Genomic DNA, 13,300 nt, shown 5'->3' with positions numbered 1-13,300 from the left:
CTGCACGCGCCGTCCAGGTCTCCCGCATCCCGCAGGCGATACGCGCGGGTTTGAGCCCGTCCAAGCCGATGCGAGCCCTCATCGATGCGGCGCGTGATCTCTCCAAGCAGCGTTGCGGCCGTGGGCACACTGCGGAGAGCGCTCACCGTGTCTTCTGGAGAGAGCGCGACCTCTTCTGCGGAACGCTGCAAGAGCGCGCGTACCTCGTCCGAGAGTTCAAGCGGTTCGCCGCGCTCGATGACACGCTGCCCCAGTGCGCGAACGGGTTCCCAGTCAAGCTCAGCGGCCATGATGGCAGTCCCCTCGTTCGTGTCCTTGAAGCATCGATCCCCCGGGCTCTCCACACGCCCCAGGCCCACTTCCATTCCTACCGGCTCACAGGCAGCCCCACGGTGCGGGCGGGGGCCGAAGCTCAGTAGGCCGTGCCCTGCCAGGGAAAGAGGTACGTGAGGGGCAGGTGCAGCCGCGCGGCCCAGGCAGCCTCCGTGTGGCCCGCGCCCGGGGCCACGTAATAGAAGAGATCCGCGCCCTGGACATGGCCATCCGCCACGAGCGCATCGCGCATGCGGGTGGTCTCCGCCAGCCCGTCCCCGTTCGTCCCGGCATCGAGGTAGACGCGCACGGGCACCTTCGTGGGGGAGGCCTCCACCTGCTGGGTGAGCGCCTGGCCATTCCACCAGAAGGAGCTCGACAGCGCCGCGAGCTTGCCAAAGACAGACGGGTGGTTCCGGCCGGCATGGAAGGACACCAGCCCACCGAGTGACGAGCCGAGGAGGGCCGTGTTCTGAGGCCCCGTCAACGTGCGGAAGTTCTGGTCGACATAGGGCTTCACCGTGTCGATGAGGAAGCGCGCATACGCATCCGCCCCCCCGCCTCCGTATTGGGGATCGCAGCAGGGGGTGTACTCGTAGATTCGCTGGGCCGAGGCGTTGTAGACGCCCACGATGATGACCTCGTCCATGGCGCCGCTGGCGATGAGGGAATTGGCCGTCTCGTCCATGCGCCACTCGACGCCGCCAAAGGCGGTGGCGGCATTGAACAGGTTTTGCCCGTCATGGGCATACACCACGGGGTAGCGCTTGAGCGGGTTCTCCGAATAGCTGGGCGGCAGATAGACGGCCAGGGTCCGGGAGTTGCCGAGCTGCGGCGAGTACACACTGGGGACGTACTGCAACCGCCCCGAGGCCGTGCCGAAGAAGGGGTAGAGGTCCACCGTGGCACCGGCGGGAATCCGGTAGTTGGCACCGGCCGACCAGGACGCATCGTTGACGAGGGGCTTGAGCTCCACCTCGCCCACGGAGTTGGCCCAGGACAGGGTCCAGATGTTGCCCGGGCCCCACGTGGCGGAGGTGCCCGTGGACCACGAGAGCGGTGCCTTGCTGCCACGCACGGTGATGCGGTTGCCATAGCCGACGTCGTAATGGACGCGGACGGTGGTGGCCTCTGCCGGGACGTTCGACATCAGGAGGGACAGGGCCGCGAGCGGGCCCAGGGTGTTCCAGGGGGATACAGGCATGGGAAGCAATTCTCCCCACACGGTACAGGAGGAGGCAAGGTGGCGAGAGCGGTCCTCCTCGAAGCCCCCATCCGAGAAGCCAGGCTTCAGCGTGCCATGACTTCCCCTACTTGCTCACCGGCCATCCCGGCATTGACACGTCATTGACACGCCAATGAAACACATCCCCCCTCCAACCCCCGCCCGATTTCATTGGGAGTCTTTGTCTCGCTCCGGTAGTCCCGCGCGTATTCCCCACGCGTGTGGCGGAAGAGGAGAACAAGACATGCAGAAGCGCTGGTTTGGACTCTCATATCTGCTGGTGGCGCTGCTTGCCCTCCAGGGCTGCGCGGGCTGGAGTCAGGAGAAGCGAGGCAGTACGGAGAGCGCGGCCCCGCCCGCGGCGGTAGCGCCCCGGAAGGACGCTCCGGTCATCATCGTCGGCGCGGGCCTGACGGGGCTGACCATCGCCCACGAGCTGAAGAAGGCGGGCATCGACGCGTTGCTCGTCGAGGCGTCGCCTCGCGTGGGCGGACGCATCCAGACGGTCACCTTCGCGGACGGCGTCACGGCGGAGGCGCACATGGAGGAGTACTTCGGCCGCAGCCCCGCCGTGAAGCTGTTGAAGGAGCTGGGCCTGCCGCTGGTGGAAGACGTGGCGCACTCCACGGTGCGGCTCGAGGGGAAGGTGTACCCCTACCAGGGCGAGGGCGCGAGAGACCAGTACCTCGCGGGCATCTTCAACGCGGAGGAGCGCACGGCCTTCCTCAAGTGGAACGAGAAGATCTGGGCCCTCTACTCCAAGCTTCACGCCAGCCACTACGAGGGCAAGCCCCTGCCGCCGGAGCTGGCGGAGCTGATGCGCATCAGCTTCGCGGATTTCGTCGGCCGGGACAAGCTGCCGCGCAAGGTGAGCGAGTGGATCCGTGTCACGGTCGAGCCGGAGATGGCGATCGAGTGGGACAAGATCGCGGCGCTCGACGGCATCGACGAGGTGCGGCTCTTCCTGGACACGCCGGAGGGCTTTGGTGAGAAGAACTACCATGTCGAGGGCGGCAACACGCGCTTCACCGAGGCGCTGGTGTCCCGCCTGGCGCCGGATCAGATCATCACCCAGGCCCGCGTCACCGCGATCGAGCAGACGGAAACCGGGGTGAAGCTGCGGATCCTGGAGAAGGAGCGCCAGTACATCGAGGTGACCGGACGGATGGCGGTCGTCACGGTGCCCGTGAACGTCATTGGCCGGATCCAGTTCTCGCCCGCGCTGACGGCGGAGAAGTGGAAGGCCATTCACACGACGAAGATGGGCAGCTACATCAAGGTGCACTTCCGCATGGCCCCCGAGGCGGCCCCGCTGTGGAGCGTGAAGGGCGAGAGCATCCTCACGATGCTGTCGGACACGCAGGCGGGCAGCATCTACGACGTGACGAATCTCCAGGGCAGCGGCGAGGCGGGGAGGGATCAGCTCCTCACGCTGCTGCTGCACGCCAAGTTCGCCCGGGACCTCATGTACCTGCCCCTGGACGAGGTGCGCGAGAAGAGCGCGGAGGCGCTCGATGCCCTCTTCCCCGGTGTCCGCCGGCACATCCGGTCGGCCGAGATCTTCGTCTACCCCCAGGCGGTGGCGTACTGGCCGCTGGAGCTCGGGCGTTCGCGCTTCGATGCGCTCGCCGATGAGCTGCGGCGCCCGCAGGGCCGCATCTACTTCGGGGGCGACACGACGGTGGACAGCCACTCGGAGGGTGCCGTCGTCTCGGCGCTCAACATCTCCCGGCAGCTCATCGAGCGCCGGGCCGAGCTGAAGTAGCGCCGCGTCCGCGGAGCCGCGGGCGCCCCCTATTCATCCACGGGGCGCCCAGTGCTTGCGGATGACCAGGAGGTGTCCTGGTAAGCCTTACTGCGGATGGGAGGTTTGCGGCCGGGGAGGGGGCAACATGGGTACGTAGCACCCCTTTTTCCATTCGTAATAGTTGGCACCACACGGAGCGTCTACGCCGCTCACGCGTATCCAACAGCCTCCATTGAGAGCAATCTGCGGCTTCTCGCAAGGGGGCTGATACTGGCCAGGAAAAGGCTGCTTGGGTATGTCCAAGCCCACCCGCAGGTTCGCCTCTCCAGGCGATGTTTCGCGGGTGGGCGCTTCCATCACAGTGTCCGCCAACCCCACGGTCCCTGCATCCCGCGTCTCACGCGCCTGGGTTTGCTCACTCCCTGGCACCGCCCTGTCCTCCCGCGTCCACTTCACTGAAATCACCAGCGCCACACCCACGAGAGCCGCCACCCCAGGCATCCACCGCCTGACTCGCGACGCGATGCCCCGCCGGGTGCCGCTCTCCTGAAATCTCCCAGCCCCGGACTCGCCATGGACCTGCGCATCCTCTTGCTGCTGCCCTCTCGTGATGCGCTCCAGTGTCTGGGCAACCTCCGCCGCGCTGCCTCGCGCCGAGGGTTCCTCTGAGAGCATCTGCCGGATGAGCTTCACCAGTTCCAGGCTCACGGGCGCCCCCGGCTCGAACGCCACCGGCGCACGCGGCAGCACCCGGTAGCCCTCCTCCGTCTTCTCCACCTCCACCTCCGGCGGATACCTCCCGGTGACCAGCCGGTACCCCGTCACACCCAACGCATACACATCCTCCTCGGGCCCCGCCTCGAACCGGCCCTCTCTCTGGCGCAAGCTCTGCCATTGAAAGCGCACCGACTCCGGGCTCTGATACTCGTACGTCCCGGGTGGCGGGGGCTGGTGCGTCAGCGGACGCGCGCCCCGGTAGTTCCCCGAGCCGAAGTCCATCAGCACCGCGCGCTCGTCTCCACGCCGCACCAACACGTTGCCGCCCTTCACGTCCCGGTGCACCCCTCCCACCGCGTGCACCGCCTCCAGCGCTCGCGCCACCTCGGCCAACACCCGCGCCACCTCTTCCGAGGACTCCCGGCGCCCTTCGGCCCACTCATACAAAGGCACCCCCTCCACCCACTCCATCACCAGGTACGGGAACACCCCTCCGCCCCTCACCTTCCACTCGCCCCAGTCCCGCAGCCGGGGCACTCCCGGGTGCTTCACCCGGCTGAGCAGTTCCACCTCCCGCTCGAAGCGCGGATCCCACGGCTGCAACGCCATCTTCAACGCGAAAGCCTCGCCCTCCGGCGCCGCTGTGTTCACCACGCGGTACACGGCGCCATAGGAGCCCCGGCCACACAGGCTCTCCACGCGCCACGGGCCTACTTCCATCCCAACCGGGAGCGCCTCAGGGCCCATCGGGGGTGACGTATCCATGGCCCCAGCCTATCCGGAGGACCGCGAGGGAGCCGAGGCAAGAAGGCGCGGGGATGACCCGGGCCATGGGCAAGTGCAGGAGCATGGCGGAGTGCCGGGTATGGCTGATGGCGGTGCTGAAGGATCTCGCCAGGGACATCGCCACACCGGGAACACCGTTGAACCCACTCGTGACCCAGGGCAAACCGCGATAGGGACACCCCATGCCTCCCCGTTTCTTCAAGATCTATGACGATGTGGAAGTGCCGCGCCGCTGGCACCTGGCGTCTCCCATCGATAGCCAGGGCCGCAAGCTGCAGGACTGGGACTTCAAACGAGGCGCCCCCGTGCAGGTAGAGGGACGATTGAGGCTCCCCATCAAGATCGCGGGCAACCCGTTGGATTTTTCCGAGGCAGGGGTGAGGGTCCCTGTCGTCCACGTCAAGGTGGCCTCCCTGCTCGCGGAGCATGCGCCCGGCGACGTGCAGCTCATCCCTGCGGATATCGAGGGCCAACCGGATCAATACCTCGTCCTCGTGGCAACACGCCTCATCGCCTGCATCGATGAAGAAGCCTCCCAGGTGAGATTCTGGACGCCCGAGCATGGTGTGCCCGACAAGGTCGGCCAGTACATCGCCGTGGATCGCATGCGCATCGACAAGGCGAAGGTGGGCAATGCCAAGGTCTTCCGCCCCAAAGGCTGGGAGGTCGTCCTCATCGTCTCGGAGGACCTCAAGGACGCCTTGGAGCACATCGGCGCGACCGGCACGCGCTTCGAGGAAGTCTAAAGCCCCCGGCACACAGGAGGGTGCGCATCGGCACGGGGCACCCGCCCACGTCCCCTGGCGCCCCTGGTGACTCCAGACACCAGGGCGAGACCGCAGTCACCAGGGATGCCCCCGCTCCAGCTCGGTCCGTCCGCCCCCAGCAAGTCCGCAAGTCCTGGGAATCCCAGCGGATACGGGCGCCGCCCCTTCCCATGCCGCCCTGGCACAGAAGGCGCAATGGAAGGGGCGCATGAAAAGCTTCAAGTTCGGTGGATTCAAGCCCTCCTCCCTGTTTGGACCGAAGCCGGACGCGCCGCGCCCCAGCGTGCCTTCGCCCTCCACGCCGAGGCCCCCGGGCAACCCGGTGGGCCCCCGGGATGGGTTCGAGACACCGGGGGGCTCGAGGCCCCGGAGCCTGTTCGGCGGGCCCTCGCAGCGGCCCAACGCGGACGTCACCCCGGAGTTCACCTCCAACCCGATGAACTTCGCGGGCAACAACGTCCTGAACGGCTACAACATGTTCCCCACCGGCAGGCCGGAGGGCGTGACGCTGCCCACGCCGCAGCGGCCGTTCGTGCCCGCCAACCAGTCGGTGGTGAGCCTGAACGTGAACCAGAACCAGGGCAACTCGCACCTGACGGCCACCCCCGCGGGAGGGCCCGGCACCCAGGCGCACTACCTGCACTACCTGTCGACGGGCGCGGGGCGCTTCGCGGGCCTCGAGGGCGTTCCGCTGCACCCGCGGCCGAACGATCCGTCCATGGTGGTGACGGGGCCACTCAACGGCTGCGCGGTGCACACCATGCACAACTCGAACAACAACACGATGTCGGTCATCCACCACGCCGACTACTCGAAGAACGGGGACGCGGAGCTCGATGCGTTCCTGGCGCAGAACCCGAACCTGAGGCTCGCCGGGAGCGTGAAGCCCAGCGACTACGCGCACTCCACGGGCGTGGGGCGCGTGGAGACGGGCGCCACTTCCTTCCTGCACTACGACCGGCCGCCCAACGGGGGCCAGGGGCAGTGGACGATGGTGACCCAGCTCAACGACTGGAAGAACGGCGGCACGGGCGCGGGCTCGCGGCCCGAGCTCGGCCGGCCACAGAACCTGCCCACGCCGTGGGTGCAGACCACGCCCCTGGACCTGCCCTAACCGGCCCTCCCGCTACCACTTCTGGTCGGGCAGGGGCTTGCGGACTTCCTCGGGCGGCTGGCCGTAACCCGGCATGCCCTCCTTGGCCTGGTCCGCGTTGTCCGCCTTCTTCTCCGGCGTCCGCTCCGGGCCCGCCTCGCGGGTCTGCTCCTGCTCCTTCGGTATCTTCGGATCCGCAGCCATCGTGTCCTCCTCCCGGCGTTTCGCCTGTCCGGGAGGAAAGTTCAGCACCGCGGCGGAATCAGGCCCGAACCCCGTGACGCCTGGCTGCCCTGCGTCCAGGCGCCCGCGTTACGTCAAGAAGGCAGCTTTGCCCAGGCCTCCGGGGCGGGCGCGGCCGGGCAGTCTCCCGCCGCAGACGCCCGCCACTGGACAGTGACCCTTGTCCCACCGGGGGGAGCGCCCCTACCTCTGAGAGCAGGACGGGGACGGACGGAGAGGGGCCATGGGACCAGGCGGCATCGGGTGGGAGCAGCTCTCCCCTCAGGACAGGCAGGCAGACGCGCACCAGGACTTGGTGACCGTCAAACACGAGCCCTTCAACGCGGAGACGCCCCCCGCGGCCCTGGCCTCGGCCCGGACGCCCACCGCCTCCTTCTTTGTCCGCAGCAACTACGCGGAGCCGGAGCTGTCCCGGGCCACGCACACTGTGGCGGTGGAGGGGGCGGTGGCGCGCCCCTTCACGCTGAAGGTGGCGGAGCTGGCGCGCGGGCCGCTGCGCACGCTGCCCGTCACCCTGGAGTGCGCGGGCAACGGGCGCACCAGCATGACGCCCCTGCCGGTGGGAGAGCCCTGGCAGCAGGGCGCCCTGGGCACGGCGGTGTGGGGCGGGGTTCCCCTGGCCCAGGTGCTCCAGCAGGCCGGCGTGAAGCCGGGCGCCGTCGAGCTCCTCGTGGAGGGAGCGGACGGGGAGGGGAGCCGGCGCTTCGCGCGGGCGCTGCCCATGGCCAAGGCCCTGCACCCGGACACGCTGCTGGCGCTGGAGATGAACGGGGCGCCGCTCACCCGGGCGCACGGCGCGCCGGTGCGGCTGCTGGTGCCCGGCTGGTACGGCATGGCGAGCGTGAAGTGGGTGACGCGGCTGGAGGTGCTCACGCGCCCCTTCGAGGGCTACTACCAGCGCGAGCGCTACATCTACGACACGCAGGACGGGGCGCCCGCCGAGCCGGTGACGCGCATGCAGGTGAAGTCCCTCATCACCTCGCCGGCGGAAGGGGCGCGGGTGGCGCCGGGCCCGGTGGTGGTGCAGGGCATGGCCTGGAGCGGCGAGCGCCGGGTGGTGCGGGTGGAGGTGGCGGTGAACGGGGGCGACAGCTGGCAGGCGGCCACGCTGCTGGAGACGCCGAGGCCCTCGGCCTGGGTGCGCTGGGCCTTCACCTGGGAGGGGGCGAAGGCGGGGCGCCACACGCTCCGGGCCCGGGCCACCGACGAGGCGGGCGATACCCAGCCCGAACGGGCGCCGTGGAACCGGCTGGGCTACGGGAACAACGCGGTGCAGGTGCGGGTGGTGGAGGTGGGCTGAAGCGCCGGGCGCCTCAGAACAGACACTCCATCACATCCACGAAGCTGCGCTCGGGCCTCGGGCGGGGCCCGGAGCGGGGCGGCGAGGGCGGCGCCTCGGCCTTGCGGGGAGGGCTCGCGGGGGGCAGCGGGAACGCGGGCGGCGCCACGTCGGGGATGAGGACGGGAACCGGGGAGGGAAGGGAGACAGAAACAAGGGCAGGCCGCATGACAGGACTCCTTTGTGTCATAGAACGAGCAGATAGCCCCCAGATCTGACATCCGCAGGTTCAAATTTGCTGCCTTGCGTCACATCGCGGGGTGAGCCGTAGGGCAGTGGACGTTGACGGGGCAGACCTGTTCCGATTTCGGAATGCAGGCCCCGCAACACTCCATCTCCTCGGGGCCACAGCGGGAGCACACCCCACAGTTCAATACCCCGCCGCACCCATCCTGCACGCGGCCACATTTCCTCTCACTGGAAGCACACGTCAGCGGCTGACACACACCCGCATCCGCCGCGGCCACGGTGGGCGGGGTGGGGAGGGATTCCGCCTTGCGGGAGGTGCAGGCCAGGAGGGCCATGGCCGCGGCCAGGCCCAGGGGCATCCAGGAAAAACGGCACATCATCATCGGCTCCAGGGGACTCCCACCCCGCGCTAGGGGCAGCGGAGGATGGGAGTAGCAGGATTACCGGTGTTGCGCGCGTCATGTTGGTACTTGGGCCAGGGCGCGTCGGGGTCCAGGCCCGGACTGTCCACGATGAATGCGTGAACCTTGGTCTCCGCGGTCACGTACAGGACGCCCAAGTTGGTGGCCACAGCTTGGCCCGAGGCTGGGTCGCGGAGACAATCGAGGGTCGGCGAGATGTTTGTGCCCTCACCCGCCCCTGGTTCGATCTTGGTCCCCCAGAGAGGTGTCGCCAAACTGGGCGTCCAAGCCCTGACTTCACCATCGGTATTCACCGTGTAGAGGTTCCCACCGCGGCCTACGACCGGGGCCCCCCGCAGGATTCCCGCTCCAGAGCTGATCACTACCGACGGGGTTCCAGTCCCAAGTTGAAGGGAGCGGAACTCTTGGCTCGAACTGGTCTCCGCGCCGAAATATGCGGTCTCACCGCTACCAATCGAGACATTGAACACGCGCGAACCACCACTCGCGGGAAAGAGCGTCTCCACAATGCCACCGTTCACGGAGATTTTGGCAAGCCCGCCCTGAGAGGGAACATTAACGGTGCCTGTTCCGACGTAAATATTCTCACCCGATACTGCCATTCCAGGACTTGCGACCGGCAAGCTCTGTGGCCACCCAGGCCGCGAAGTATTGGCTCCTGTTGAGAGATCGTAACTGGTGAGATTGGCATTAGAGGTCCCGTAGAAGACATTTTGGTCCTTTACGACAACGGCACCCGCGATTGCACGCGGAACCGAGGACCCCGTGATTTCCAAACACTTGGCAGTGGTGGCATCAGGGCTTAACCCCACAATACGCGCTAGAGAACTATTATAGACAGTGGTTGCTGTTTCCATACCGCCTATGGATCCCACGGCAATCGCGCTCGGGCTCTCTCCGCTTCCTGCGTAGGCGCACCTCGCCTTTTCCGTACCATTATTATTCAGCGCATAGAGCCACGAATTACTCGCCCCCCTCGCAGCAACGTATACGTACTCTTCACTACCTTTCAGAGCACCCACCGCAGCGCTGCCTGTGACATCCCCCGAGTCGAACACCCATTTCGTCCTGCCCGCCCAATCGACTCCATATGTTTTGCCGGTCTTCGAACCTGAGTTCGTCCCGAAGTAGATGAGTCCTTGGTTGCCGATCGCAGGGGTTCCTTCAATTTTTCCGGCGGCATCGAAGGCCCACTTCCAGCGCGTGACCCGGAGCGGCAACTCGGCCGACTGTCCTTCGTTGCCAGCACGATCCTGGCCTTTGACCCGGAACACCATGGCCCCTCTGAAGTCACTCATCTCCGGAACGGCAAGGTCCACGGCCTTCTCGCCACAGACTGGATGGCCGCCTGGGCACGAGGTCCTCTGCTGCATGTCAACCGTGACGGGGACTTCGGTCCGGCCGGGCGTTCCGCCAGGCCCAATACCAACCACTGTCAACTGAGACTGTGTCACCGTGTTATCGTTGGAGGAGACCGTTACCGTGACAGTTTCATCTCTGCGGAACGCACCTTCATATCCTGCTGTGGGATCCTGCTGCGCTGCTTGAACACCTGCGTTCCCTTGCTCCCGACCGGGCGGGGTGGAGAAGCCCAAGGTGAACGTGGGAGGCACCGTATCCACATCGACGAAGACTGAGGCGCGCAGATTCGTTTCCTCGTAGGCCGCCGTCACAGCGACTTCTTCATCTAGGTTCGGCACCAACCACAGCGCCGTGTACTGATTGCCATTGCGCGTGGGGGTACCAATCGAGCCCGCCGGGCTTCCATCCTTCTTTGTGGCCGTGAAGGCGAGCACGGGCCACTCCGCCTCCGTGACGTACTTCTCCGTCAGTTCCACGATGATGGGGATGGTTCCACCATTCAGCGATGCACCATTGACGGGTTCCTTGAGGGTCAACGCCGAGAAGCGCTGTAGGCAGCCCTCCGTCGTGCACACTTCAAACGCGCGGCACGCGTTCGTGCACTCGCTGGGGTCCACGATGTCCGGCTTCTTGCGGCAGACCCCCTCCTCGCCAATTTGTTCACACAGCCCGTTGGGGCCGCAGTCTTCATCCGACATACACGCGCTCAGTTCCCCGAGGCTCGGCACGGAGCACCCTACCACGAGCCCCAGCGCCACCATCCCTCCCATGAACCCACGCATCAGCGGACCTCCTTCACATCACGCTCACCGCCGGGCGAGACCAGGTAGCTAATCACGCTGCCAACCGCCGCCACGGCCGCTGTGCCAAACATCACATTGGCCAGCCGTGCCTGACTGCGCGCATCCTCCAGTTGTTGCGACAAGCCCGGTAGCTCCGAAGCGGTGGGCAGCGCGTCTCCCGCGAAACTGTCGCGCACCTGGGACACCGAGGACCGCGACTGGAGCCCCATCACCGCGCCCACACTGGCTGCCACCACCCCCACGCCCGCGAACACGATGGGCGCCACGGGGATGCGCGAGGGCGCCACGGCCTCCGCCGAGGGGGCGTAAGCGGGAGTTGCCTGGACCTCCGGCGCCTTGAGGTTGGGCTGTTGGGGCCTGTCCGTCTGCGCTACTGCGGCAGGGGGCTTCGCCTGAGCAGGGGAGGGGCGCTCACCCAGCCCCAGTTCCTTGCGCACCCGCGTCCGCACGTCCTCGAAGTCCCGCTCCAGCTTGGGAGAGACCCGGAGAGGAAGCTTGGCCTCGGGATCAAGCAACAAGCCCTCCCGGAAGGACATCTGCGCTTTCTCCCACTGCCCCATGTCCGCCAAGCAGATGCCTTCCCGCAGCGTCACGGCCACATCCTGAGCCAGCCCCCGGGCCAGCCCCCGGGCCCGCTCAAGCTGGACCAAAGCCCGCTCATTCTCTCCACTTTCGTAGAGCCGCTCTGCAGCCAAGAGGTACCGATGAAAGTCATCCTGCGCTTGGGCTGCGGGAGGAAAGAAGCCCAGGAGGCTGAGCACAACGGCCAAGACGAGCCGAGGAGAGGGTCGAAGAGGAAGCATGACGGCAGATGCTAAGGTTCGCGTCCTTCTCCGTCCACCTCCACCAGCCGCCTCTCACGCAACTGTCCTTTGGCTCCGGGCTCTCGACACTTACTCCGCGAAGTGAACCACCAAGCCATTGTCGCCCACCGCCCAGATGTCATCCGCCGCGTTGACGGCGATGTCCCGAAGAGGCTGGGGGCCGGCATAGAGCGGAGCGGGAGCCCAGCCACTCGGCTTGAGGAGACGGACACGTCCCTCCGTATCGGTGATGTAGACAGAATGTTGATCCAACGCCACAACGCCCGTGTAGTCGACAACGGGATTGTCCGCCAGAAGGTTCACACGGGACCACGTCTTGTTTCCATCCCATTTCATGACGAGGCCTTTGTCTCCCACAGCATAAGCAATGCTTGGCGACGCCATCCACACCGCAGTTAGATAGCCGCCATACCCGCTGGGAACGCCCGTCAGCGTATGGACGGTGAGCGCGGTCTCATTGCCCATACCGGGATGGCCAGCGATGAGCGGGGCGGAATGGTTCCGGTCGTACTCGTTGGCACCTCCCACCAGCAGAAGGGGCGCCGAGCCGTCGATCGTGTGGACACCCATATAGGCCGCAACCGAGTCAAAGAGCCTGCTGACCGAGGTGAGTCCCCCTGTGCAGAGGTAGAACTCTCCCCATGCACTGACAGCATAGTGTTGTATAACCCCACCTTGCGAACGTCCAATCACACTGGTTAGCGGGCTTCCGTTCCTGACGGACTGCGGGTCATGGCAGTCGGTTCCGTCATGCCATGCGACCTGCCCATCATCGCCCGCCAGGATGACGATGCCGTTCACCGTGGCCCACGTGGACTTCCAGGAGGCATTGCCGCACGCTCCGTCCAGGCTTGAGAAACTCGCGCCAGCAGCTTTGCGGACTGCGAGCTTGCCTCCATCTCCTGCCACCCAGACCCAGCCATTGTGGGTAATCGAGACGCTCTTCCAGTTGCGGCCTGTGAGGGCGGCATCATCCGGGAAGCTCTTCCAACCCTTCCCCAGGCAGGCATTGTCCTCATCCACGGTGGTGTTGCAGTTGTTGTCTCGGGCGTCACAGAGTTCGAAGCTCCCCCGTGCGTTGAGGGGATCCTGGTCATCACAGTCGATCTTGTTGGCGACGGTTCCCGTGGGAAAAGGCTCCGAGGGGCATCTCAAGCCCGCCCCCATGCCGCGTTCGTCGCCCGCTCCGTCTCCATCCGCGTCCGGATAGTAGGGCTCCTTGAGCGGCGCTCCCTGACAGGTCAGTCCATTCTTGTTGCTGTTGCAGATCCATGTCCCACCAGGACACGGATCACTGCAGGTTGCTCCCTTGAGTGGAAAACCGTCGTCCACTGCGCCATCGCAGTCTTCATCCACCTCGTCGCACGTCGTCTCGGTGAAGTTCCTGCGGGGATAGACATTCGCGTTCGAATCCAGGCAGTCCGAATGGTCTTGGACGTACTTCATGGGCTGCGTGCACCGGACGAGCGGG

Annotated in this window: 12 protein-coding genes; 4 read left to right on the top strand and 8 right to left on the bottom strand. The window is 66.4% G+C overall.

All coding sequences use genetic code 11. The annotated features are described in order from the left end of the window. Together KY661_RS29900 and KY661_RS29895 are read right to left on the bottom strand one after the other, a co-directional pair. Nucleotides 1-290 (bottom strand): DUSAM domain-containing protein (locus KY661_RS29900; RefSeq protein ID WP_225413464.1); only part of this gene is annotated, 290 nt, incomplete at its 3' end. Between the two features lie 122 nt (nt 291-412). Beyond that, nucleotides 413-1,516: an alpha/beta hydrolase gene (locus tag KY661_RS29895; RefSeq protein WP_225413463.1), complete on the bottom strand. Its 1,104-nt coding sequence runs from the start codon at nt 1,514-1,516 to the stop codon at nt 413-415. Between the two features lie 265 nt (nt 1,517-1,781). On the opposite strand from KY661_RS29895, the gene KY661_RS29890 reads away from it, so the two are divergent. Next, nucleotides 1,782-3,302, top strand: coding sequence for a flavin monoamine oxidase family protein (locus KY661_RS29890; RefSeq protein WP_225413462.1), 1,521 nt, complete (start codon nt 1,782-1,784; stop codon nt 3,300-3,302). Nucleotides 3,303-3,389: 87 nt separating this feature from the next. Here KY661_RS29890 and KY661_RS29885 read toward each other — a convergent pair whose 3' ends face one another. Then, nucleotides 3,390-4,748, bottom strand: a complete 1,359-nt coding sequence (locus KY661_RS29885; protein WP_225413470.1) for a serine/threonine protein kinase — start codon at nt 4,746-4,748, stop codon at nt 3,390-3,392. 221 nt (nt 4,749-4,969) lie between these two features. Between KY661_RS29885 and KY661_RS29880 the strand changes: the two genes are divergently transcribed. Next, nucleotides 4,970-5,533 carry an imm11 family protein gene (locus KY661_RS29880; protein WP_225413461.1) on the top strand — a complete coding sequence of 188 codons (564 nt, stop codon included), beginning with the start codon at nt 4,970-4,972 and terminating at the stop codon, nt 5,531-5,533. Between the two features lie 229 nt (nt 5,534-5,762). Next, nucleotides 5,763-6,668 (top strand): hypothetical protein, encoded by a 906-nt coding sequence (locus KY661_RS29875; RefSeq protein ID WP_225413460.1) that lies wholly within the window; start codon nt 5,763-5,765, stop codon nt 6,666-6,668. Nucleotides 6,669-6,680: 12 nt separating this feature from the next. Here the strand turns inward: KY661_RS29875 and KY661_RS29870 are convergent, their stop codons facing one another. Continuing rightward, nucleotides 6,681-6,851 (bottom strand): hypothetical protein, encoded by a 171-nt coding sequence (locus KY661_RS29870; protein ID WP_225413459.1) that lies wholly within the window; start codon nt 6,849-6,851, stop codon nt 6,681-6,683. Between the two features lie 262 nt (nt 6,852-7,113). Between KY661_RS29870 and KY661_RS29865 the strand changes: the two genes are divergently transcribed. Next, nucleotides 7,114-8,190 carry a sulfite oxidase gene (locus tag KY661_RS29865; RefSeq protein WP_225413458.1) on the top strand — a complete coding sequence of 359 codons (1,077 nt, stop codon included), beginning with the start codon at nt 7,114-7,116 and terminating at the stop codon, nt 8,188-8,190. Nucleotides 8,191-8,203: 13 nt separating this feature from the next. Here the strand turns inward: KY661_RS29865 and KY661_RS29860 are convergent, their stop codons facing one another. From KY661_RS29860 to KY661_RS29845, 4 genes are all read right to left on the bottom strand, one after another. Continuing rightward, nucleotides 8,204-8,398 (bottom strand): hypothetical protein, encoded by a 195-nt coding sequence (locus KY661_RS29860; protein WP_225413457.1) that lies wholly within the window; start codon nt 8,396-8,398, stop codon nt 8,204-8,206. Nucleotides 8,399-8,827: 429 nt separating this feature from the next. Then, nucleotides 8,828-10,984: a dickkopf-related protein gene (locus KY661_RS29855; protein ID WP_225413456.1), complete on the bottom strand. Its 2,157-nt coding sequence runs from the start codon at nt 10,982-10,984 to the stop codon at nt 8,828-8,830. Beyond that, entirely contained in the window at nt 10,984-11,655 is a 672-nt protein-coding gene (locus KY661_RS29850; RefSeq protein WP_225413455.1) for a hypothetical protein, read from the bottom strand. Before KY661_RS29850 ends, KY661_RS29855 begins: the two co-directional genes overlap by 1 nt. 243 nt (nt 11,656-11,898) lie before the next feature. After that, on the bottom strand, nt 11,899-13,275 hold the full coding sequence (locus KY661_RS29845; RefSeq protein ID WP_225413469.1) for a putative metal-binding motif-containing protein: 1,377 nt from the start codon (nt 13,273-13,275) through the stop codon (nt 11,899-11,901). Nucleotides 13,276-13,300: the final 25 nt, after the last annotated feature.

The sequence above is a fragment of the Allostigmatella hybrida genome, assembly GCF_020103775.1.
Classification (GTDB): domain Bacteria; phylum Myxococcota; class Myxococcia; order Myxococcales; family Myxococcaceae; genus Hyalangium; species Hyalangium aurantiaca.
This window is presented reverse-complemented; position numbering and strand designations above follow the sequence as displayed.